At 43.9% G+C, this 22293-nt stretch carries 20 protein-coding genes, 1 pseudogene and 1 riboswitch; of the genes and pseudogenes, 6 read left to right on the top strand and 15 right to left on the bottom strand.

The genetic code is table 11. From position 1 onward, the window contains the following. Positions 1 to 71: 71 nt before the first annotated feature. Complete coding sequence (locus AC0C66_RS09285; protein ID WP_088680078.1) at positions 72 to 932, bottom strand: methyltransferase domain-containing protein; 861 nt, start codon at positions 930 to 932, stop codon at positions 72 to 74. Between the two features lie 388 nt (positions 933 to 1320). Then, a riboswitch (purine riboswitch) is annotated at positions 1321 to 1422 on the top strand. Positions 1423 to 1549: 127 nt separating this feature from the next. On the opposite strand from AC0C66_RS09285, the gene AC0C66_RS09280 reads away from it, so the two are divergent. Further along, the gene (locus AC0C66_RS09280; RefSeq protein ID WP_014115704.1) at positions 1550 to 2743 is read left to right on the top strand and encodes a NupC/NupG family nucleoside CNT transporter; all 1194 of its coding nucleotides are present in this window, start codon (positions 1550 to 1552) and stop codon (positions 2741 to 2743) included. Positions 2744 to 2784: 41 nt separating this feature from the next. On the opposite strand, the gene AC0C66_RS09275 is transcribed toward AC0C66_RS09280, so the two are convergent. From AC0C66_RS09275 to AC0C66_RS09265, 3 genes are all read right to left on the bottom strand, one after another. Beyond that, on the bottom strand, positions 2785 to 3456 hold the full coding sequence (locus AC0C66_RS09275; protein ID WP_014115705.1) for a DUF3298 and DUF4163 domain-containing protein: 672 nt from the start codon (positions 3454 to 3456) through the stop codon (positions 2785 to 2787). Positions 3457 to 3598: 142 nt separating this feature from the next. Further along, complete coding sequence (locus AC0C66_RS09270) at positions 3599 to 3889, bottom strand: hypothetical protein (protein WP_072181673.1); 291 nt, start codon at positions 3887 to 3889, stop codon at positions 3599 to 3601. 49 nt (positions 3890 to 3938) lie between these two features. Continuing rightward, positions 3939 to 5999, bottom strand: a complete 2061-nt coding sequence (locus tag AC0C66_RS09265) for a catalase (protein WP_072181672.1) — start codon at positions 5997 to 5999, stop codon at positions 3939 to 3941. A 202-nt stretch (positions 6000 to 6201) separates the two neighbouring features. On the opposite strand from AC0C66_RS09265, the gene citH reads away from it, so the two are divergent. Both citH and AC0C66_RS09255 read left to right on the top strand, forming a co-directional pair. Then, positions 6202 to 7482, top strand: coding sequence for a citrate transporter CitH (gene citH / locus AC0C66_RS09260; RefSeq protein WP_080376099.1), 1281 nt, complete (start codon positions 6202 to 6204; stop codon positions 7480 to 7482). A gap of 96 nt (positions 7483 to 7578) precedes the next feature. Then, positions 7579 to 8157, top strand: a complete 579-nt coding sequence (locus AC0C66_RS09255) for a DUF421 domain-containing protein (protein ID WP_061186619.1) — start codon at positions 7579 to 7581, stop codon at positions 8155 to 8157. Between the two features lie 36 nt (positions 8158 to 8193). Here the strand turns inward: AC0C66_RS09255 and AC0C66_RS09250 are convergent, their stop codons facing one another. The 5 genes from AC0C66_RS09250 to AC0C66_RS09230 form a co-directional block, all read right to left on the bottom strand. Then, the gene (locus tag AC0C66_RS09250) at positions 8194 to 9300 is read right to left on the bottom strand and encodes a hypothetical protein (RefSeq protein WP_472973542.1); all 1107 of its coding nucleotides are present in this window, start codon (positions 9298 to 9300) and stop codon (positions 8194 to 8196) included. Positions 9301 to 9397: 97 nt separating this feature from the next. Next, positions 9398 to 10819, bottom strand: a complete 1422-nt coding sequence (locus AC0C66_RS09245; RefSeq protein WP_072181671.1) for a glycoside hydrolase family 1 protein — start codon at positions 10817 to 10819, stop codon at positions 9398 to 9400. Between the two features lie 20 nt (positions 10820 to 10839). After that, positions 10840 to 12672, bottom strand: coding sequence for a beta-glucoside-specific PTS transporter subunit IIABC (locus tag AC0C66_RS09240; RefSeq protein WP_061186603.1), 1833 nt, complete (start codon positions 12670 to 12672; stop codon positions 10840 to 10842). A gap of 313 nt (positions 12673 to 12985) precedes the next feature. Then, positions 12986 to 13819: a transcriptional antiterminator LicT gene (gene licT / locus AC0C66_RS09235; RefSeq protein WP_014115714.1), complete on the bottom strand. Its 834-nt coding sequence runs from the start codon at positions 13817 to 13819 to the stop codon at positions 12986 to 12988. 94 nt (positions 13820 to 13913) lie between these two features. After that, complete coding sequence (locus tag AC0C66_RS09230; protein WP_088680080.1) at positions 13914 to 14594, bottom strand: hypothetical protein; 681 nt, start codon at positions 14592 to 14594, stop codon at positions 13914 to 13916. Positions 14595 to 14800: 206 nt separating this feature from the next. Between AC0C66_RS09230 and AC0C66_RS09225 the strand changes: the two genes are divergently transcribed. After that, on the top strand, positions 14801 to 16087 hold the full coding sequence (locus AC0C66_RS09225) for an MFS transporter (protein WP_088680081.1): 1287 nt from the start codon (positions 14801 to 14803) through the stop codon (positions 16085 to 16087). A 17-nt stretch (positions 16088 to 16104) separates the two neighbouring features. Here AC0C66_RS09225 and dbpA read toward each other — a convergent pair whose 3' ends face one another. After that, a complete protein-coding gene (gene dbpA / locus AC0C66_RS09220) occupies positions 16105 to 17544 on the bottom strand; it encodes an ATP-dependent RNA helicase DbpA (RefSeq protein WP_088680082.1) in 1440 nt (479 codons plus the stop codon). Positions 17545 to 17625: 81 nt separating this feature from the next. After that, positions 17626 to 18774 (bottom strand): rhamnogalacturonan acetylesterase, encoded by a 1149-nt coding sequence (locus AC0C66_RS09215; RefSeq protein WP_088680083.1) that lies wholly within the window; start codon positions 18772 to 18774, stop codon positions 17626 to 17628. 165 nt (positions 18775 to 18939) lie between these two features. On the opposite strand from AC0C66_RS09215, the gene AC0C66_RS09210 reads away from it, so the two are divergent. Together AC0C66_RS09210 and AC0C66_RS09205 are read left to right on the top strand one after the other, a co-directional pair. Next, on the top strand, positions 18940 to 19275 hold the full coding sequence (locus AC0C66_RS09210) for a PadR family transcriptional regulator (protein WP_014115720.1): 336 nt from the start codon (positions 18940 to 18942) through the stop codon (positions 19273 to 19275). Positions 19276 to 19277: 2 nt separating this feature from the next. Next, positions 19278 to 19835: a DUF2812 domain-containing protein gene (locus AC0C66_RS09205; RefSeq protein ID WP_461845875.1), complete on the top strand. Its 558-nt coding sequence runs from the start codon at positions 19278 to 19280 to the stop codon at positions 19833 to 19835. An 18-nt stretch (positions 19836 to 19853) separates the two neighbouring features. On the opposite strand, the gene AC0C66_RS09200 is transcribed toward AC0C66_RS09205, so the two are convergent. From AC0C66_RS09200 to wapI, 4 genes and pseudogenes are all read right to left on the bottom strand, one after another. Further along, positions 19854 to 20288 carry a hypothetical protein gene (locus AC0C66_RS09200; protein ID WP_014115722.1) on the bottom strand — a complete coding sequence of 145 codons (435 nt, stop codon included), beginning with the start codon at positions 20286 to 20288 and terminating at the stop codon, positions 19854 to 19856. A 271-nt stretch (positions 20289 to 20559) separates the two neighbouring features. Continuing rightward, the gene (locus AC0C66_RS09195; RefSeq protein WP_371864106.1) at positions 20560 to 20895 is read right to left on the bottom strand and encodes an EamA family transporter; all 336 of its coding nucleotides are present in this window, start codon (positions 20893 to 20895) and stop codon (positions 20560 to 20562) included. A gap of 254 nt (positions 20896 to 21149) precedes the next feature. Then, positions 21150 to 21254: pseudogene (locus AC0C66_RS09190) on the bottom strand (hypothetical protein); the annotation flags it as partial. Positions 21255 to 21366: 112 nt separating this feature from the next. Then, positions 21367 to 22287, bottom strand: coding sequence for an immunity protein WapI (gene wapI / locus AC0C66_RS09185; RefSeq protein ID WP_014115726.1), 921 nt, complete (start codon positions 22285 to 22287; stop codon positions 21367 to 21369). Positions 22288 to 22293: the final 6 nt, after the last annotated feature.

Here is a 22293-nt window from a genome sequence, read left to right as displayed (position 1 = left end):
ACGGGAAGCGGGGGCCAACTATTCCGATTAAAAAAAGGAAAGCTCCTTTTTTCGGAGCTTTCCTCTGCCATTCATTTCATTCCTATTAAGATATCAACATCAACCGTAATATCGGCTGATTTCATCTCTTTCAGCAGCCTGACTCTGTCTTCCGGCGCAGACCAGGCGAGCGGCGTCATCTGGAGCAGCCAATGTATCGCTTGGCGATCAAGCGTTTTGACATAACGCAGCCTCACATGATGGCTGTGTTCAACATTCGCTGTAAAACGCTCAACAGCTGCCATATTGGAATACGTACGCCTTGGTGAATCAGTATATAAAAATTGCCTTAATTCTATTAAATAATCTTTTCGCGGCACTACTTTTATGAGCATGCCATCATCCTTCAGCAGCCTATGAAACTCTGCATAATTGGATGGTGAAAAAATCGACAAGACAACATCGAATTGGCGGTCATGAAAGGGAGCACGCGCCACATCGGCAACCGCCCACATCTGATCTTTGAATGTCCTAGAAGCTTTTATAATCCCATCCTTCGAAAGATCGATGCCGGCTCCCGTCGCTGTTCTCCCCGCATAATCAAACCCGCAAAGCGCATTCAGATGAGATCCCTCACCGCACCCGCTGTCCAAGATGGTGAATGCTTCTTGACCAGATTTGGGATAACTAATGAGATTTGCAATTGCATGATGGAGCGGCTCAAAAAACTGGCATTCTCCAATCAGCCTGCTCCTCGCTTCAAAAAGTCCGGCATCGTAACCGGTTTTGACCGGCTTCGTCAGGAAGTTCACGTATCCGTGTCGAGATTTATCAAACGTGTGGCCTCGTTTTGTACAAATCAAGCTTTTTCCTGAATTCGCATCCATGGAAGAACCACAAAGCGGGCATCGAAACATAGGGGCGAATTGGCTGAAATCAACTATTCGTTTCATGATAAAAACACCTCATTCATTCATTTTTAGATAAATGAAAAAGGCATAGACAAATAAACCTGGGCCTATCTCAAATGTTTGGCCAGGTCTGGCAGATTGTCTATACCTGTCATTATCTATAACGAATGAATTGGATAATCATGAAAAAAACTCCCTTTTTGCTGTATGGGTTTCCCCATTTACATCATACAACAAACCTCCAGGAGCTGAAACCATATGTTGAAGAAAAATCAATGCCATACCGCTTTTGTCCCCATCAACATCATATCAACATAGCAATCCAGCATATTTTCCCTTTATTTTCTCATTTCAAAATATAAATTTTATTATTGTGAAAATAGTTAAAAAGGTTGATTTTCAAAAAGTGAAAGGATAAAATACTGCTATCATCTTAGAAAAAAGACATTCTTGTATATGATCAGTAATATGGTCTGATTGTTTCTACCTAGTAACCGTAAAAAACTAGACTACAAGAAAGTTTGAATAAATTTGAACGAGTTGAAAAGGACAAGTTCTTTTCTGTTTGCTCTTATTTTTCACACTTTCTGCACTTCCAGAATTTGTGAAGGATAGGGGCTTTTTTTGTTTCCATAATAAACCTCATAGGAGTTGCTATCATGTACTTTTTATTAAACCTTGTCGGTCTCATTGTGATTATGGCAGTTGTATTCCTATGTTCTCCGCAGAAAAAGAAAATCAAGTGGCGCCCGATCATTACGTTAATTGTTCTGGAATTGCTGATTACTTGGTTTATGCTGGGAACAAAAGTCGGGAGCTGGGCCATCGGTAAAATTGGTGATTTCTTCACTTGGCTGATTGCTTGCGCCAGTGACGGTATCGCGTTTGCCTTCCCGTCAGTCATGGCGAATGAAACAGTAGACTTTTTCTTTAGTGCACTTCTTCCAATTATCTTTATCGTCACATTCTTTGATATTTTAACATATTTCGGCATTTTGCCTTGGCTGATTGATAAAATCGGATGGGTGATTTCAAAGGCTTCCCGCTTGCCGAAATTAGAAAGCTTTTTCTCTATTCAAATGATGTTCCTGGGAAATACTGAAGCACTTGCGGTCATCCGCCAGCAGCTTACGGTACTAAATAACAACCGCTTGCTTACGTTCGGCTTAATGAGCATGAGCAGCATCAGCGGCTCCATTATTGGATCTTACCTGTCAATGGTGCCGGCGACATACGTGTTTACAGCGATTCCGTTGAACTGCTTAAACGCGCTGATTATCGCAAACCTGCTGAACCCTGTTCATGTGCCGGAGGATGAAGATATCATCTATACACCGCCTAAAGAAGAGAAGAAAGACTTTTTCTCTACGATTTCTAACAGTATGCTTGTCGGCATGAACATGGTTATCGTTATTTTGGCAATGGTAATCGGATATGTCGCATTAACGTCTGCAGTCAATGGCATTCTTGGCGTTTTCGTACATGGCCTGACCATCCAGACGATTTTCGCTTATCTCTTCAGTCCTTTCGCTTTCCTGCTTGGGCTGCCAGTACATGATGCAATGTATGTTGCTCAACTGATGGGCATGAAATTGGCAACGAACGAGTTTGTTGCGATGCTTGACTTGAAAAACAATCTCAAATCACTTCCGCCTCACACAGTTGCGGTGGCGACGACATTCCTGACGTCATTTGCCAACTTCAGTACAGTCGGCATGATTTACGGAACGTACAACTCGATTCTTGACGGCGAAAAGTCAACGGTCATCGGGAAAAACGTGTGGAAATTGCTTGTCAGCGGAATTGCGGTATCTTTACTGAGTGCTGCGATTGTCGGCCTGTTTGTATGGTAGAAACATTGAGCCATATCCCTTTGCGGATATGGCTCTTTTGATTATTGATAAATAGAGGAAGGCACCTGCACATCCCGGATTCCGGCTGCATATGGTCCTAAGTCATACTGGCCGAAGACGATGGCGATTCCGTTTTTCGTAAAGTAAAACGTTGTGTCTTGATTAAGGGTAATATCCTCTTTCTTTACATCAGGGAAAAACAGCTCATCGTGTTTTTTGATATAGCTATACAGATAATCTTGCGTTTTGCTGACTTTTGTTTTGGTATTCAGAATCTGGTTCAGTGTCACCCGCTTTTGTGTTTTCAAGTCATAGTTGAAGGACTGAACAGACGTTAAACCATGGGCGCCGCCTGAATATATATAATTGAGTGTTTGAATGCTGAGCTTGCCCGCCGCATTGTATTTGACGCTGAAGGATGTTTGGTATTCCGCTTTGAATCCCTGCTGTTCGCCTGCTTTTTTGTTTTTCAGGTATTCCTGATACGATTGTTCAATGTAGGCTTTCAGCTCTTGATTGATTTTCTTTTCAAACGCGGCATTCCCGATGTGATGCACCTGAGGATACTTTAGCTCCTTGATCTTTTTGTACGTATGGCTGCTGACAGTCGGTGTTTTCGCTTGAACCGCTTTTAAAGATGGGGCCGCATATGCCAATACAGAAAAAAGCAAAACAGCAATCCCCGCGGCTTTCAGCATGTGATTCCATTTCATACGATCTCCTCCTTTGATGTCGTTGCTTATCATTCCCTCTTTTAAGCAATACACACTTTTATAGACTGATAAAATCAAAAGAAGTTTCTAGGTCTAACAGCTCGATTTCCCCAATAAAAAAAGAGACAACACATGTCTCCTTTTATTGTTTACGCTCAGCAATGGCTTCGTGAACCGCTTGGGCCAAATCTATATTTCCAAACATTTCTAATACCGCAATGACGGCCTGGTCCGGAATGTGCTCTGATTCGTGTTTCGCCACGACCAGTTCGTCCATGGTTTTTTTCAAGCTTTCATTGAGCTTTTGCTGCGGATACGCTTTGGCGTACAGCTCCAGCGGATCAAGATCATGGTTCACGCACCATTGGGCAAACACCAAAATCATCATATTTTCATCGCGTTCGTAAGCTTCAGCGAGCTGTTTTTCGTTCATCTGTCATGCTCCTTATGAAAAGTATCTTCCTTTAAGATACAGGAGCGGATCAAATTCGTCTATCCCAATGGCGGTGAGCGGCGACCGCCTCAATAAACGCCTTGCTGAAGGCGGTGTAGTCAGCTTCATCTTTAGCAGTCACAATGCCCGGGCCTTCTGTTGTCCCGACAGAGGATTGAAGAAGATCAATTCCTTCATTTGCCGCACCGATCGCCTTATAGTGATTATAGGCTTCTCTGATAAATGACATCGCTTGTTTGTTGTCTTTTAACTCTGGTCCTCCTGCGGCATAGACGGAATCATACAGAACTGAATCAGCCGTCAGGAACGTGCCGCTGGCCTCAAGCTGCTGTCCGGTGCCGCTTGTGATGTACCCCAGCGTTTGGCTGATGATATCTGCTGTGATCCCTTCATGCTTTAAGGCGTTCAGCACTGTTTGCAGCTCTTCTTCATGAAATCCGTTTCCGGCGAGAACGGCGACTTTTCTCGTTGACGCTGTTTTCACAGTGCGGGCCTGGCTTAACGCAGGTGAGGTAAGAATTTCTTTTGATGCTTTTCGTTTCGCCGGCGGCGCCACACCTACTCCATTGGCGATTTCTTCCGCTAAGCCTGTATCGACATTGCTGAAGACGTCAACAACCTGCCGCTGCACGTCCTTGCTTTTGACCTTTCCGACCTCGAAGCAGAAAGCAGAGCTGATATGCTGTTTTTCGACAGGAGACATGCTGTTCCAGAAAAGCTTCGCCTGTGAGTAATAATCGTTGAAGCTGTCGCTCCGCTGGCGGATTTTTTTGCCCTCGACTTTCTCCTGATAGTGGACGTAGCCGCCTTCTTCAGCTGTCGCAGGCGACGGGTCATTGTTTTGCAGAGAGTTTTTATGATAAGCGACCGGCCCTTTATTAATTGTCATCCGGTGATAGCCGTCGTATTGGTTGTTATGGAATGGACATACCGGCCGGTTAATCGGAATCTCATGGAAGTTCGGGCCGCCAAGACGGATGAGCTGTGTGTCGGTATAAGAGAAAAGCCGTCCCTGCAATAGCGGATCATTTGTAAAATCGATGCCTGGCACAACATTTCCCGGGTGGAATGCGACTTGCTCTGTTTCCGCAAATACATTATCCTGGTTGCGGTTCAGCGTCATTTTCCCAATGACTTTCACCGGTACAAGCTCTTCCGGCCACAGCTTGGTTGGGTCAAGAATATCAAAATCAAATTTAAATTCATCTTCTTCATCAATCATCTGTACGCCGAGCTCATATTCAACCGTGCCGCCGTTTTCAATTGTTTCCCACAAGTCGCGGCGGTGGAAATCGGGATCCTTCCCGGCAATTTTCTGCGCTTCATCCCATACAAGAGAATGCACGCCGAGCACAGGCTTCCAGTGGAATTTCACGAAACGCGCCTTTCCTTGTTCATTGACAAAACGGAACGTGTGAACACCGAAGCCTTCCATCATTCTGTAGCTGCGAGGGATGCCCCTGTCAGACATCGTCCACATCACCATGTGAGCAGACTCAGGGTTATTGGCGACAAAATCCCAAAACGTATCATGAGCAGTCGCGGCTTGGGGCATTTCATTATGAGGTTCAGGCTTAAACGCGTGAACCAGATCCGGAAATTTGATCGCATCCTGAATGAAAAACACTGGGATATTATTTCCCACAAGATCATAGTTTCCTTCTTCAGTATAAAATTTCGTCGCAAAGCCTCTGGCATCCCGCACCGTGTCTGCGGAGCCTTTGGAACCCGCAACTGTAGAAAACCGGACAAATACCGGCGTCTTCACCGAAGGGTCCTGAAGAAATTTCGCCCGGGTGAATTCTGTCATCGGCTCATAAACCTGAAAAAAGCCATGCACCCCATACCCACGTGCATGCACGACCCGTTCAGGGATTCTCTCATGGTCAAAATGCATCATTTTCTCCCGGAAGTGAAAATCCTCCATCAGCGTCGGGCCCCGGACCCCGGCCTTTAACGAGTGCTCATCCTCTGACACCCGCACGCCTTGGTTTGTCGTCATTTTCTTCCCGCTGTTATCGGCCCTGTACTGCTCAAGCTGCTCGTCCTTTGCGTGTTCATTTACACGTTTGTTTTGATCATCATTCATGTCTGCTCCCCCTTTTCAAACGAAACATTCTACAGCACATTTACCCGTGGCATCCTTCATATAAACTGCTAATCCGCTCAATAGGATTTTAGGTCTACATATACATATGTGGTCATACATATTTGAAATAAGCCTTCTTTTCAGAAAGAAAAAGTGGAAGCGCTTACTCAAAAATATGCTATTGAATGGGGGAGGTCATATCGTGCTTGCCACACTCGGTTTTGTGATGATTATTGTCTTCATGTACCTTATTATGTCTAACCGGCTTTCCGCTCTTATTGCTTTAATTGTCGTTCCTGTTGTGTTTGCCCTGATCAGCGGATTTGGCAAAGATCTCGGCGAGATGATGATTCAGGGCGTTACAGACCTCGCTCCTACCGGTATCATGCTGTTATTCGCCATCCTGTATTTCGGCATTATGATTGATTCAGGTTTGTTTGATCCTCTCATCGCAAAAATTTTATCTCTTGTCAAAGGAGATCCGTTAAAAATTGCCGTCGGCACAGCGGTTCTGACGATGACCATCTCGCTGGACGGAGATGGGACAACAACCTATATGATTACCATTGCGGCGATGCTGCCTCTGTACAAACGGCTCGGCATGAACCGTTTGGTGCTAGCGGGAATTGCGATGCTCGGTTCCGGGGTCATGAACATTATACCGTGGGGCGGACCGACGGCGAGGGTTTTGGCTTCCTTAAAATTGGACACGTCGGAGGTCTTCACGCCGCTGATTCCCGCTATGATCGCCGGCATTCTCTGGGTGATCGCCGTTGCTTATTTCCTTGGAAAAAAAGAGCGGAAGCGTCTCGGCGTCATTTCGATTGAACACGCACCGTCCTCTGATCCGGAGGCAGCGCCGCTCAAGCGTCCCGCCCTCCAATGGTTTAATCTGCTGCTGACTGTTGCTCTGATGGCCGCTCTGATCACCAGCCTGCTGCCGCTCCCTGTTCTTTTTATGACCGCGTTCGCCATCGCCTTGATGGTCAACTATCCAAATGTCAACGAGCAGCAGAAACGAATCTCGGCGCATGCGGGAAATGCGTTAAACGTTGTCTCGATGGTGTTTGCGGCAGGCATATTCACAGGCATTCTCTCCGGCACAAAAATGGTGGATGCGATGGCGCATTCTCTCGTTTCACTCATCCCTGATGCCATGGGTCCGCACCTGCCATTGATCACCGCCATCATCAGCATGCCATTCACCTTTTTCATGTCAAATGACGCCTTTTACTTTGGTGTCCTGCCCATCATCGCCGAAGCCGCATCCGCTTACGGAATAGATGCCGCTGAAATCGGAAGGGCCTCCCTGCTGGGACAGCCAGTGCATCTTCTAAGTCCGCTTGTGCCTTCCACCTATCTTTTGGTCGGAATGGCAGGCGTCAGCTTTGGCGATCATCAAAAATTCACCATCAAATGGGCAGTGGGGACAACGATTGTGATGACGATTGCGGCGCTTTTGATTGGGATTATTTCGTTTTAATGAGAAGAGGATTTCCGCTGGCGGAAATCCTTTTGTTCTGTATAATCCGAAAACCCAAGATCATACTATGGAAAACCAACACAAAAAGGTGATTGCATGAATTTTGCTTGGGAAGCACTCATTTTAATTATATCCGGTATTATATTGCTCAGAATTTCTGGCAGAAAATCGATCTCTCAAATGACGTTAGCACAAACTGTGGTGATGATTTCAATTGGAACAATTATTGTCCAGCCGATTATAGAGACAAGTTTATGGAAAACCCTTGTGGCAGCCAGTATTTTTACTCTGGCGCTAATACTCATGGAATGGTTCCAGATAAAAGCCAATTGGATGGAAAAGTTCATAACAGGCAAAGCAAAGTTAGTCATTGAAGATGGCAAACTCAATATAGAAAATATGAAAAAATTGAGGCTGACAGTTGATCAGCTTGAAATGCGAATGAGGCTTCACGGAATCTCCAGCATAAAGGACGTTAAGAATGCAACGATTGAGGCAAACGGCCAATTAGGATATGAATTACATGATGACAAGAAGCCGCTAACCATGGGTGATTTTAAGAAAATGATGAATGTTCCTGATGCAAATACAATGAATCGGCCTGAACCTGATAAGCAAGATAACATTTTTGAAGAGTTAAAAAACTCTAGTCATTCCGCTAGCCAATTAAAATAGGCTATTTCATTGTAATGAAATAGCCTAAGTGAATTCTTATTGAATATACGAAATGACTGGCAAGCTCTCAACGCCTGATGCATAGTAGTAATTTAAAACACTGAAAAAGTCGATTGCTTTGCCGGTTTTTACATCAACAATTAAAATGTGATCACCATAGTTTTGATCATCTGCATCAAGTCTTCTAGGTGTTTTTTTGCCTAATGTATCAAGAAAAGAGTCATCGTAACCTACCCCTGATTGATACGCTGATACATGATGCATAAACAGCGTCCCTGTATCTAAGTAAACCATCACTGCCGCATTTGAGCTCGCATAACTTGAACGATAAGTAACAGGATCAGAAACATTTTTCACCTTCACATCGGAAATAGAATGGGTGCGCTGATTATACCCGCCGCCATACGAAAAATAATATTCTCTTTCCCAGCTTAATGAAGATGTTTTTGTGCTGGTATTGTACAACAATGTTCCGTTTGCATAGACAGAACCGTCTGCGTACTCAGCAACAAAGGCTTGCAAATTAGAGGTGATCGACTTCACACTTGTGTAATTTGAAGGGTTTTTTGCATTTAACTGAATGTTGTATGAATCTCCCAGCGTTCCTTCAGAATAGACCCGAATCATATAATCGCCGGCCGGAAGCTCTTTTAAAAGCACTAAGTTCCCCGCATCCATTGTAATATTAGTCGGCTGTGCTTCACCCGTATCCCAATTGACAACATACAGTTTTAAATAGTACTGACTGTTGCCAGACAAAATCCGTGTGATCAGAGTTCGATCTGACGCAGTGCTGAAGAAATACATATCGTCAGGGTTATTATCGTTAAGTACAGATGAAGTATCGAATACTTGGTCTTCGGAGTTGTACATGGAAGTTGTTTTAAAAACATTCTCATTGGCAGGCTTCTTCACTTTTATTGTTTCTGCATTTTTATCCTTTTTAAGGCTCCCTGCATCTGCTTGCTTTAAAGAAACATCCTCCATTTCCTTATGGTTTTTCAATGTTTCCTGCTGTTTCGTGATTGCTTTCTCTTTTGGCACATTTTGCGCTGCAGCAGCATTTGAATTCAGACAAAAGCTAAAGACCACAATCAAGACAACACACAATAGGGGTAATGAAAATATTTTTTTGTTCTTCATATACAAACTCCTTCCAGGTTTTATACTGTACATATCGGCAGGAAACTCCAACCAGTTTACATTTATGACTCAATGTTCATAATTTGTATATATTTAACTACTCATTCGAAATTTCACCATTTGAAGCAATCAGCTCTTTATACCAATAAAAGCTTTTCTTCCGGATACGGCGCAGATCCTTCAGATCAAATTCATCACGATTGACGTAAATGAAGCCGTAGCGTTTCGAGCAGCCTTGGTGTGTAGAAATCAAGTCAATGGCTGACCATGGGGAGTAGCCGAACACATCGACGCCGTCTGTGATGGCCCACTGAATTTGTTCGATGTGCTGTTTTACATAATCAATGCGGTAATCGTCATTGACCGTATCGTTTTCTTCTAGTTGATCGAAGGCACCAAGCCCGTTTTCTGTGATGATCAGTGGCAGCTGGTAACGGTCATAGATTTCTCTTAGCGTGGAGCGGAAACCGACCGGATCAATCTCCCAGCCGAAGTCATTTTTCTTCAAATGCGGGTTGCTGCTTCCGCGGTAGACGCCAGCTTCTCCCGTTTTCAAATGCTGGTCACCTCCGCGCGCCACTTCGTCCGATCCGTCGCCTTGGCTCGCTGCCGCTGTTTGAGAGGTATAGTAGTTAAAGGCGATAAAATCAGGTTTCGCGGATTGCAGAATCTCCATGTCACCATCTTCAATAACTGGCGTATAGCCTTTTTCTTTCATATAAGCCCACGCCGTCGTATTGTAGCGCCCATGAACTGCCATGTCTAAATAGAGCCAGTTCCGAATCGCATTATAGTTAAAAGCCGCCACAATATCCTCCGGTTTAGAAGACGACGGGTAGATGAGCGCGATATTCGGAGCAGGGCCGATTTTTGCGCCCGGCAGTATGTCGTGGCAGAGGTTCATGGCTTTTGCCTGCGCCACCAGCATGTGGTGGTTTTGCTGATACAGCTCTTTTTTCGGATTTTTAAGATTCGGATCAAGTGTACCTAAAGCGCTTCCGTGAAGGATCATCATGTTTTGTTCGTTGATGGTCAGCCAGTACTTCACACGGTCGCCGAAGTGCTCAAACAACACTTTGGAATACCGTTCAAACGCATCTATTGTGGCTCTTTGCGACCAGCCGCCTTTTTTCTGCAGAGCATTCGGCAGATCAAAGTGATACATCGTGACGATCGGCTCAATCTTATATTTGAGCAACTCATCAATCAGATTGCTGTAAAACTCAATTCCCTTTTGATTGATGTCTCCGTCGCCATCAGGAATAATCCGCGTCCATGCGATAGAAAACCGGTACGCTTTAAAGCCCATTTCAGCAAACAAGGCAACGTCTTCTTTATAGCGATGGTAATGGTCGCTGGCGACTTTAAAATCAGTCGTTCCCTCAGGATAGCTGTCACGTGCGTCAATCACTGACGGGCCTTTTCCATCTTCGTTCCACGCGCCTTCAACTTGATAGGCAGAAGTCGATGCCCCCCACAAAAAATTCTCCGGAAATGCTGCAAGTGTTTTATAGTTCATCGTCTGTTCCTCCAATGGTTTTAGATTAAAGAAAAGATTCTTTCTTCTATTTTGACTTGCTTTTGATCTGTTTGAATGACGTCGGTATATTGATCTGCGTTTGTGATGACGATCGGTGTGTTCATATCAAACCCCGCCTTTAGTAAGTCATCCAGGTCAAATTCAGCAAGCAAATCACCTTGTTTGACTGCTTGTCCTTGCACTACTTTAGGATAAAAGTGTTTTCCTTCCAGCTTCACCGTATCAAATCCGAGGTGAATGAGGATTTCCGTTTCCTGATCGGTGACCATGCCGAATGCATGGCCCGTCGGAAAAACGGTTGATATCACGCCATCAGCTGGTGCGACGAGTCTGCCTTTCTCCGGAAAAATCGCTATTCCCTTTCCAAGTGTCTCAGATGCAAACACTTTATCCTTCACTTCTGTTAGCGGAACCACTTTTCCTTCTAACGGACTGCTGATCTCTTCACGCCGGACTGAGGGTACAGGTGGTTCTGCTTTTATTTCTATTTGTTCCGCGGGATCTTCAAACCCGACAATGTACGTTAAGATGATTGATAGAATAAAAGATACCGAGATTCCCAAGATAAAACCGGCAAAGCCCTGTCCGTAGAAAATCGGGATCGTCAATAGACCGGGTGCGCCAGAAGCGATGGCCACGCTGTGAGCCTGTCCGATAATCGCCCCGCCAACAGCAGCACTAATGACACCGCATACAAAAGGTTTTTTCAGCCTGAGCGTCACGCCGTAAACGGCTGGTTCTGTGATGCCAAAAATCCCTGTGACAGCGGCGGAACCGGCAAGCGCCTTTAATTTTTTGTTTTTCGTTTTCAGCATGACACCCACAGCAGCTCCTGTTTGTGCAAACACGGCTGCCGCTGTAGCCGGTTTGATCGAATCCTGCCCATTGACCGCAATGTTATTTAAAATGACCGGCACAATCCCCCAGTGGATGCCGAAGATGACAAGAATCTGCCAGAGTGCCGCGATCACGGCGCCGGCCAGCATCGGGTTAAAGCTGAAGATTGCCAGAATCGCAGACGCAATGGCATTTCCCGCGTTTACACCAAGCGGACCGAATACAATTAATGTGAGCGGCACAATGGTTACCAGACAAATCAGCGGGGTGATGAAGGTTTTCACACTGTCATGAATCACCCGGTTCAAATACTTCTCAACGTAACTCATCACAAAAATCGCCAGAATGATCGGGATCACAGTTGACGTATAGTTCATTAACACGACTGGAATGCCGAAAAAGTCCGTTTCTGCATTACCATTCTTCAACTCAATGATCGTTGGATAGATAAGCGCACCCGCAACTGTGACAGAAACAAATAGATTCGCGCCAAATTTCCGGGCAGCAGTAATGGCCAGCAAGAGCGGAAGAAAGTAAAACAGGCTGTCCGCAGCGGCATACAGTATCGTATAAGTGGTTTCCTCTGTTTTGAGCCAGCCGGCATTTGTACATATCATCAGCAGGCCCTTTAAAATTCCCGCTCCCGCCATCACGCCAAGTAAAGGTGTAAAAATGCTCGATACGATATCAACAAGCCGTCCGAACAGATTCCCTTTTTGGGCAGACCGTTCAGCTTGGTCATCATTCAGCAGATTAGACATTCTCCCAATCTCTTGATATACCTCTGAAACGTGATTGCCGATCACGACTTGAAACTGCCCGCCGCTTTCCACTACAGTTACGACATCATCCAAAGCTTCGATTTTATCTTTATCCGCTTTCGACCGATCGTTCAGCGTAAAACGCAGGCGTGTCGCACAATGTACTAGAGAACGCACATTTTCTTCCCCGCCGACCAGCTGTAAAATCTCTTTTGCCGCTGCTTGAACCCCCATTTTCCTCTCATCCCTTCTGTTAAAAAATAAAAAACCTAAACTACCCCTATCGCAATAGGAACAAGTAGTTTAGGTTTTGCCTGCCTGACCAGTAACAATCCTATGAAACGCCATCATTCGGTTTTTTCTGCGAAACGCCATCATCACCATCCCTCTGAAAAAATAAAAACCTAAATTACCATCAGCACAGACAGAGATCATCCGCACTCATTGTAATTTAGGTTTTGCCTGCTTATCAGTAACAATCCTAACATCATCATATATGAATGTAAGAAAAAATTAACACAAGGAAATGAAAATGTCAACGCTTTCATTATGTTTGTTTGACGACCCTTTCTATGTGAATCGTTAAATACAGCAGCTCGTCACTGGTGAGCTTGTGTTCATACTCCTGCTCAATATAAGTTTGGATTTTCTTCGTGCATACATACGCGCGATGATACTTTTCTTTCACCGTCTCCAGCAAAAAATCGTCCTGGCTTTCCATATGTGTGCCGTTAAATAGACGCTGCGCGAAAAACTTTAAGTGGGTGACGAACCGATAATAGTGAAGCGATTCTTCGTTGAATTCAATTTTAAAATGGTATTTTACAATACTCAAAATCTCTTGCATGACTTTTGTAATGTTGATGATATTAGGCATCTCTTCGTTGAGCTCGGCATTTACGATATGCAGGGCAATAAAGCCTGCTTCATCCTCCGGCAGAGACACGCCAGTCTTGTTTTTCACCATCTCCAGCGCTTCTTTGCCGATCGCAAACTCATCTTTGTACAGCCGCTTTGTTTCCCACAGCAAGGCGTTTTTGATATCAAGCCCCTTCTGATTGCGCTGGATGGCAAAGTTAATATGGTCGGTCAGCGATACATAGATGCTGTCGTTGAGCTTTTTGCCGAGCTGTAATTTCGCATAGCTGATAATCTCTTCGGATACTTCCATACACTCGATCGGTATATCATACAAAAGGGTTTTGAATTTTTCTGATACATCCTTGTTATCGAGCGTGAACACCTTCTCAATGCGGTCTTCATCGACATCATCGCCGGTCTTTTTCTGGAACGCGAGCCCCCTGCCCATGATGACCAATTCTTTTCCCTGTTCATTGACCACGCTGATCACATTATTGTTGATCACCTTCGCAATTTTCATGACATGTCCCTCCAATCAACTAAGAACAGACTACACCTTGATTGTACATTCTTTTTGTACTAGGTCAATATCATCAGGGAAAGACGGGAACAGGTTAATACAATTCACTCAGCATCGGCTGCCCGGGCTGTTTTTGAAGCATTGTCTCCAGATGGCGTTCAAATGATGCCTTGTCAGCCCCCTGCTTCTTGACAATGCTGTTCATGATTTTGACGCTTTCGGCGCTGTATTGCGTATATTGTTTTTTCAGCTGATCCAGCTGCTGTCTTGTCTTCTTCGCGTTTTTCGGTGTGACTTGGCTGATAAGTTTGATCATGCTTTCTGTGACCTCAAAAAAAGCGGTTCTATTCTCTTTCAGCTGTTGCATTTCGTTATGGCTCATTTCTTGATTGTGGGTTTTTTGGAGCAAAGCAACTGCCTCGTTGTTTTGCTTTTTGAGCTGTTTATTTTCAAATTGAATCGATTCAAGGTTCTCCTTCGCAATGTCTGCTTCTCCTTCAGTCATGCTGCTCCGGACGAAGTATTCAGGATTGCCGATTCCATAATCAAATGCTTCGCTTACACGTATCATGGAACTGAATACAATGGCCAGCTGCATATCGTTTGGGAGTGTCTGGAAGTCCTGCTTATTCTTATTGCTCATCAGTTTGACTGTGGTTTGTTTTACTGTCTCTTGATCACGATCTGCAAACGTCTGAGCCTCATCTTCACTTTCGCATGCGCTCATCACAAAAACTGTGACCAGCAGGCTTATACACAAGCCTATTCGCCTCATGCTCAGTCTCCTCTCCGCTGCACCTCTTCTGGAAAATACGGCAAAATATAGATAAATGGTACCAGATACACCTATGCCCATCAATAAACCAAAAGTATGATTTGAAGCACAAAAACATAAATATTTTGTAAAAATTGACGTTCATTCCATTCTTTTCAGGCCCATTTCTCGTACAATAGAAGTATCGTTACCGGAGGAGGGCGCTGATGATGAAACGTTTTACGAAACAAGAAAACAGCTGGGTGTTATATGACTGGGCAAATTCTGCTTACTCGATTGTCGTAACCACCGCGGTATTTCCGTTATTTTATAAATCAGCGGTTGCGGAAAGCGGTATCGGCGCCGCTCAATCGACTGCCTATTTAGGCTATACCATTGCGATTTCAACGTTTATCCTTGCCATGCTCGGGCCGATTTTAGGCACGATCGCCGACTATGAAGGGTGCAAAAAACGGTTCTTTGGTTTCTTTGTGTCAGCCGGTGTCGCCAGCACCGCGATGCTTGCCTTTATCCCAAGTGAACATTGGCTGCTTTTATTGCTGTTTTATACCATATCGGCTATCGGTTTTTCCGGCGCCAACGTGTTTTATGATGCCTTTCTCGTTGACGTCACTTCAGAAAAACGGATGAATATCATCTCTGCACGGGGTTTTGGCTTAGGGTACATTGGAAGCACGATTCCATTTATCATCAGCATTGCTGCCATCCTGCTTGCACAAGCTGAAACGATTCCGATGTCTGTATCGGCCGCAAGCCAGCTGTCCTTTTTCATAACGGCTGCCTGGTGGGGGCTGTTTACCATCCCGATGCTGAAACATGTCCATCAGCGCTATTACATCAAAAGAGAACCTCATATCGTCATCAACAGCTTCAAACGGCTCGGCCAAACGGTGAAACGGATTAGGCAGTACCGGGCGCTGTTCCTCTTTTTGCTTGCTTATTTCTTTTATATCGACGGAGTCGGCACTATTATTACGATGTCGACATCCTATGGATCTGATTTAGGGATCAGCCCCACAAGCCTCCTGATCATCCTGTTTGTCACCCAGGTCGTCGCCGCGCCGTTTTCCATTGTATACGGAAAACTGGCAGAACGCTTTACGGGGAAGACAATGCTGTACGTTGGGATCATTATTTATATGATTGTCTGTGTATACGCCTATTTTCTGGAGACAACGCTTGATTTCTGGATACTGGCTATGCTTGTCGCTACCTCGCAGGGCGGCATTCAAGCCCTCAGCCGTTCTTATTTCGCCAAGCTCGTGCCAAAGCGCCACGCCAATGAATTCTTCGGCTTCTACAACATTTTTGGGAAATTCGCTTCGATTATGGGACCGCTGCTCATCGCCGTTACCGCCCAGCTGACCGGGAAATCCTCGACTGCAGTGTTCAGCCTGATTGTTCTTTTTATAATCGGCATTGTGATTCTCGCGTTCGTTCCGGAGGAAAACCGTGCCGATGTCAGTAAACACCAAAATGACCTGCCCCTTTAATTGGAGCAGGTCATTCATCATTTATTCGCTTTATTCACCTTCAGCTTTTTCCCTTTGACGGTTGTATTCTTCATCACTTTGAGAACATGAGGGCCCTTTCCGTTTAAAATCTCCACGTAAGAGGCGTTATCCATGATCGTGATAATGCCGATGTCATCAGCTGACACACCGTCAATTTTGGCAATCGTTCCTACAAAATCAATGGCTCTGATTTTCTTTTTCTTTCCGCCGTTAAAATACAGCTTCATAATGTCTTTATTCAGCTCTTCGCTTTTGTCCTTTTTGAATTCCGGACGGTCATTCAATTTAGATAGAAAATCAGGTTTCTTCTTGGCCACTTCTTCTTGAGAAGGGGCTTCTATTTTTTGAATCTCAAACCCGATATATTCTTCAATGTCGGCTAAAAACCGTTTTTCGAAGGCCGTGACAAACGAAATGGCCTTTCCTTTCTTACCTGCGCGCCCGGTCCGGCCCGTGCGGTGGACGTAGCTTTCCTTTTCAAGCGGCAGATCATAGTTAATGACGAGGGATATATTTTCAATATCAATCCCGCGCGCGGCGACATCTGTCGCGACGAGGTACCGGTACTCGCCCCGTTTAAATTCATTCATAACGTCGAAACGGTCTTCCTGAATCATTCCGCCGTGAATTTTATCGCATGGATATCCTAAGTCATCCAATTCATCGGTCAGCTGATTGACATGCTCTTTCGTCCGGCAGAAAATGATGGAGCTGTCGGGATTCTCCGTCATCAGTACATCTTTCAGCAAAGAAAACTTATTCTCTTCTCTTACTTGAATCACCGCATGATCAATATTCCTTGTGGTTAGGCCGGCCGCTTTGATTTCGATATGCTCCGGGTTTTGCATATATTGACGGCTCAATTTCTCAATATCCTCCGGCAGCGTCGCCGAAAACAGCATCGTCGTGCGCTCAGTCGGCAGATGCTTGATAATCTCCTCCACTTGCTCGATAAAGCCCATATTCAGCATCTCATCGGCTTCATCAATGACCAAATAGGAGAGACGGTCTAACGGCAGCGTACCCTTTTCGATATGATCCAGTACACGTCCCGGCGTGCCGACAACAATGTGGCTTTTTTGTTTAAGCTCAGCTTTTTGTTTGTCAAAGGATGATTTTCCAAACACAGCTGTCGCTTTGATTCGTTTAAATCGTCCGATGTTCGTGATATCCTCTTTTACTTGTACGGCAAGCTCACGGGTCGGTGTTAAAATAAGCGCCTGCGGCTTGTTTTCATCCCAATCCGCCAGCTCACAGAGAGGAATCCCAAACGAAGCCGTTTTCCCGCTTCCGGTCTGTGATTTGACGACAAGATCTTTTCGTTCAAGGGCGGCGGGGATCACGCTCTGCTGCACCTTGGTCGGTTCTGTATATCCCAGCCCTTCTAATGCTCGTAAAATGTCATGACTGATTTGATAGTTTTTAAAATGACTCATGTATAAACTCCTGTCTCTTGCAGATGTTCTCATTATACTCTAATTGGCGAAGGCATATGTGTTTTGTCGAAAAATGACGTATTAAAAGCCATCGATTCCCTGGCGTTTTAACTCCTGAACAGCTAGTCGCGCCAGTGCGTCGGCTCCCGCGCGGTTTGGATGCAGCGTATCTCCGTCCATGTATAATGCGAGTGTTTTTTCCGGGCCGATTGATGTAAAGTAGGCCGAGCTGAGGACATTTAAGTCAATGAGGTGTGTTTTTTCCTCTTCGGCCAAAGCCAAAATTGAAGCCCTGTACCATCGGTTTACAGACGAATGGATGCCTTCAGAAGTAAAATCTGTTGCCCGTCCCTGGGGTGTTGAAAGAATGACTTCCGCACCCTTTGCTTTCACCTGGCGGATCATATCACGCATAATCTCCTTAAACTCCGCTTCCGATTCATTATGCTTCGGATTTGTGTCATTAATGCCAAGCTGCAACATAAAATAATCACCCGGCTTAATATACTTCAGGATCGCCTCCAGCTGTCCGTCATTTCGAAACCCTCTCGCGATCTGCCCGCCGGACGCCATGTTTCTCACTTGGAAGGTGTGTTTGTCGATATATTGAGGCAGTATCTGCCCCCAGCCCGCCTGCTTACTGCTGTTGAGCGGATAATAATTGCACACCGTCGAATCGCCGCCGACATAGATGGTTCGATTCGTCACCGGCTGATCAGACAATTTCTTGATTTTCAAGGCACTGAGCGTAAAAGAGGTGCCAGCCTTCCCCTCTGTCACCAGCAGATTCAGCTGCCCGTCGGTGACAGGAATTTGGAACGTATCCTCCGCACCGTCCCCCGTCATATTGATGACCTGAAACACACCCTCCGCCGCCACACTGGCCCTTGCCGTATTGCCAAGTGTCACCTTTACCTCATAAAGGCCGTTCGGAAGATCCACATGAAACGTGTTGTCGCTTTTCGTCCCATACGCTAAAAACTGAACCGCATCACTCTTCACACCAGTCCCGGATGCCGCCACATCCTTCATATTCTCCGGCGTCTGAAAACCGTAGCCCTTTGACGGGTCATAACGCTCAGACGCCCTGACACCAATGTAACCAGGCTCAACCGAACCGCTCCCAAAGTCAAACTGATACACCTTCGGCTCCGCCGCCTTCACACTCTCAATCCCGCCGAAACACAGCATCAGCATCATCACAAAACCCGCAGCCATCCATTTTTTCATTAAGATTCCCCCCTCTATGAAAACGTATACAATAATGCATACTCGGTGATTGTTTCTTTATGATGACTGAATGCAGAAAAAAATGGCGTTGACAAACAGAAAGGAAGATTTTATTATATCAATAGTTGATATATCATTTATTGATATAGGAAATGAGGTGACCACTTGCCAAAGCAACGTCCGCAGGAAATGGATCAGCTTACCGATCCAGCCTATTATATTGTCTTAACATTGCTGGAACCAAAACACGGATATTCGATCATGCAAGAGATTGAAGACATGACCGATGACTCCTTCACGATCGGCCCGGCTACCTTATATACATTGTTAAAGAAATTACTGCAAGAAGAGATCATTGAGCTTGTCAACAATGACAACCCGCGCCGCAAAGTGTACCAAACCACACGAAGCGGCCAAGAATTACTGAAAAAAGAAATTCATCGCAGAAAATGGATGGCTGAACACGGAGAACGCGCTTTTCAACAATTGAAAGGGGACTAGTCATGAAACAGAAAAAATATATGATGTCTAAAGGATTGGCGTTTTCAGAGGAAAAGGATATGAAGAGACTAAGTGATATGGCCAGCAAAGGCTGGGTGCTCGATTCATTTGCGTTTATGGGGTATAAACTTAGAAAAGCTGAACCGCGGAATTTGATTTACAGCTTAGACTATCGTGCCGTCAATGATGACAGCATGGATGAATACCTTGACATATTCGAAAATGCTGGATGGGAGCATGTTTGTTCTGAATACACCACACATATCTTTGCCGCTGCACCCGGAACGAAGCCGATTTACTCCGACCGTTCAACCATGATTGATAAATACAAACAAAGTGAATATACCCTTCGCTATATCACATTGTTTATGCTCTGTCTTACTGCGGCTTTCACTGTCATCAGGAGTATGCTTTTTTCTGCTGAAGCTACCGTACTTCATAACACCATACACATCCTTTTTATCTTTCTCATCGCCATTACTATTCCGGCTTCCCTCACTTACGCAGCCGCTGTCTTCAGAATTTGGCGAGTCAAACGCAGAAACCCCAACCTTGAGTGAAGGCTGGGGTTTTGCTTTTTAATAAAGAGAAGCGAATGTATAATTAATCGTTTTTTTAGTTCCTGTATTACTGAATTTAAATCTGTATTTTGTTTTATAGCTCTTAGATGCTTTACTGTAGCTCAAGTTGGTATAACCCTTTTTCTTTGCATAAAAAGTTTTAATGGTTTTCCATCCTTTACTTGTCTTCTGTTGCATCTCGGCTTTTATATTCCCGCTTCCAGATCCGTTTGCATTAATGCTTGCATTCGTTCCTTGACCTGAATAAAAAATCTGAAATGTAGGTGAGTACGTATAGTTTTTGAATGAGCCTGAATGGTAATGGGTAGTCCAAATACTGCCTCTTTTCACCCAATCTTTTGCTTGTGCTTTGTTATCAGCAAGATCAATAGCTGTAAAGCTTGTCAAGGCGATAACAAAAGATGCGAATGTCATGATCAATTTCTTTTTCATTATGCAATTCCTCCTACTCTATTGTAGTTCTTTATTCATCTTTAATTATGATAATTGTGATCAAAAAAAGATGCATCCTTCTAAAATACTAAATTATGACGATAAAAGATGCATTTCCCATATACAGTGACTATAGACTCATTTCTTTAGGTTCATTTCTCAAAGTGATATACGCTATGGGGAATCTGTATCGAAAGTACATTTGGAAATAAAATAAAAGCAGCTGTTGAAAACAGCTGCTTTTATCATTTCGATATTCTTTTCATCAGGCCTATATTTGAGAATTCTCAGCAACCACATCCGCCTTCCCACGCCTCCTGACAAGCGTCAAAGCCATGCCCGCAAAGATCATTACGATGCCTAGTGTTTGATAGAGGTCTGGGCGGAAACCCGTAAAGACGGTATCGAGTACGATTGCGACAGCCGAGTCGAGGAAGACAATAATTGAAATAAATTTTGTTGATAAGAATCGCAAACTGTCAAAAAACAGCAAATAGACAATACCAGTATGGATGATACCGGTAGATACCACCATGATCCAGTTCCTCGGAGATTGTTTCTTTACGATGGCTGAAGGCAGAAAAAAATTGCGTTGAAGAATAAAAATGAGGTGGGGGGTCTCAAGCAAAAAGGGGAAAATCAGTGTGACTTCTTGTCACACTTGATCACATCCCATCCTCCACAATAGAAACTCATTTGGTTTTCTTGATCATACACATAATAGCGAAGCCTTTCCCATTGATCGTCAGTCGGTAAAATCTCAAATTCAACCCATTCGATGGATTCAAGGTCATCCAGCTTCGATGCACTGATGTCATCAAACCGCAAATGAATGTCACAGGTTTGAGCTGAGAGTTTTAATTCAAACACAGGAATATGAATATAACGATCATCTTCTTTCATATAGAAAGAAAACTCTTTTAATGTATATGGACCCGTATCCGCATCAGAAAGATGCTTTTTCAATTTCTCGTATTGTGTGAATTCAAATGGATTCCTCCTATTTGTATGTTCCATCTAAATTTCTCACTTTCACTGCTTACCAAATTTGATGAGTCTACTTGTTGAGCATCCCCTTTTATAAGCTTTGATTATTTAACAGAAAAAGCTTATTATTATGATCAATTCCTGCAACCTTATCTTTATAGGAAGCTACTTGTGTAAAACATAGACTTTCTCCATTGTTTTCATTTGAAATTTTTTGTTCTACATAATTTTGCATGTCATTCGTCTTGAATACTTTTTCAATATTGTAAGAGTCATCATCACGACTGAAAAGATAAATAGATGATCCATTTTTGATGCATGAACTACACTCTATTCCAACCTCAACTCTTTCTAATGTTTCTCCAAGTAAATTCAATTTTTGTAAATAATCTTCACCCATCGATCTGTAATACAAATAGATGGCATCCTCACTTACAAAAGTAGAAAAATATTGGTCAATCACATAAGAACTAACACCGTGGAAATACAATTCATATTTTCCATTTTTCAAAACGAATTTATTAATCCCTCTCGTGCTTATTTCCTGATCAACGCATGAAAATATACCCGTTTCATCATAGCCGACCCATAAATTCTTATTTTGATCTATTATCATTGAATTAATGTATCGCCCCGCATAAAAAGATTGATGGAATCCTTCAATCGGATTCCACAAATATATATTGGGTTCAACGTCTCTAACACTATCCTCGTACTCTTTATCAATTAAAAACAAGAATGAATCATCAACTTTTTGTACATTTATGACTTGTTCGTTTGTTTGTATGCTAAAGCTATTTAAGAATCGTCCATCAGTGTTACAGTAGAGAACAATATGATTTATATATTTAGCACCATAATCGATTTCCTTTTTAGTCAATACAATTATTTCTGATTCAGTCATCGATAGTAATACTGTATCTTCCTCATTTACTTCGACATTCAAATCTCTAAATTTTAGTTCATGCATAGATGACATCCTTTCTATTTTTAAAAAGGAAGAAAGAATCATCCCTCT

Source organism: Bacillus sp. VA13, assembly GCF_055710085.1.
Note: the sequence above shows the minus strand (reverse complement) of the source record. Positions and strands in the feature narration are given on the sequence as shown.

Coding starts and splice junctions, on each gene's coding strand:
- AC0C66_RS09285 (WP_088680078.1), bottom strand. CDS start 932: ATGAAACGAATAGTTGATTTCAGCCAATTCGCCCCTATGTTTCGATGC.
- AC0C66_RS09280 (WP_014115704.1), top strand. CDS start 1,550: ATGTACTTTTTATTAAACCTTGTCGGTCTCATTGTGATTATGGCAGTT.
- AC0C66_RS09275 (WP_014115705.1), bottom strand. CDS start 3,456: ATGAAATGGAATCACATGCTGAAAGCCGCGGGGATTGCTGTTTTGCTT.
- AC0C66_RS09270 (WP_072181673.1), bottom strand. CDS start 3,889: ATGAACGAAAAACAGCTCGCTGAAGCTTACGAACGCGATGAAAATATG.
- AC0C66_RS09265 (WP_072181672.1), bottom strand. CDS start 5,999: ATGAATGATGATCAAAACAAACGTGTAAATGAACACGCAAAGGACGAG.
- AC0C66_RS09255 (WP_061186619.1), top strand. CDS start 7,579: ATGAATTTTGCTTGGGAAGCACTCATTTTAATTATATCCGGTATTATA.
- AC0C66_RS09250 (WP_472973542.1), bottom strand. CDS start 9,300: ATGAAGAACAAAAAAATATTTTCATTACCCCTATTGTGTGTTGTCTTG.
- AC0C66_RS09245 (WP_072181671.1), bottom strand. CDS start 10,819: ATGAACTATAAAACACTTGCAGCATTTCCGGAGAATTTTTTGTGGGGG.
- AC0C66_RS09240 (WP_061186603.1), bottom strand. CDS start 12,672: ATGGGGGTTCAAGCAGCGGCAAAAGAGATTTTACAGCTGGTCGGCGGG.
- licT (WP_014115714.1), bottom strand. CDS start 13,819: ATGAAAATTGCGAAGGTGATCAACAATAATGTGATCAGCGTGGTCAAT.
- AC0C66_RS09230 (WP_088680080.1), bottom strand. CDS start 14,594: ATGAGGCGAATAGGCTTGTGTATAAGCCTGCTGGTCACAGTTTTTGTG.
- AC0C66_RS09225 (WP_088680081.1), top strand. CDS start 14,801: ATGATGAAACGTTTTACGAAACAAGAAAACAGCTGGGTGTTATATGAC.
- dbpA (WP_088680082.1), bottom strand. CDS start 17,544: ATGAGTCATTTTAAAAACTATCAAATCAGTCATGACATTTTACGAGCA.
- AC0C66_RS09215 (WP_088680083.1), bottom strand. CDS start 18,774: ATGAAAAAATGGATGGCTGCGGGTTTTGTGATGATGCTGATGCTGTGT.
- AC0C66_RS09205 (WP_461845875.1), top strand. CDS start 19,278: ATGAAACAGAAAAAATATATGATGTCTAAAGGATTGGCGTTTTCAGAG.
- AC0C66_RS09200 (WP_014115722.1), bottom strand. CDS start 20,288: ATGAAAAAGAAATTGATCATGACATTCGCATCTTTTGTTATCGCCTTG.
- wapI (WP_014115726.1), bottom strand. CDS start 22,287: ATGATTCTTTCTTCCTTTTTAAAAATAGAAAGGATGTCATCTATGCAT.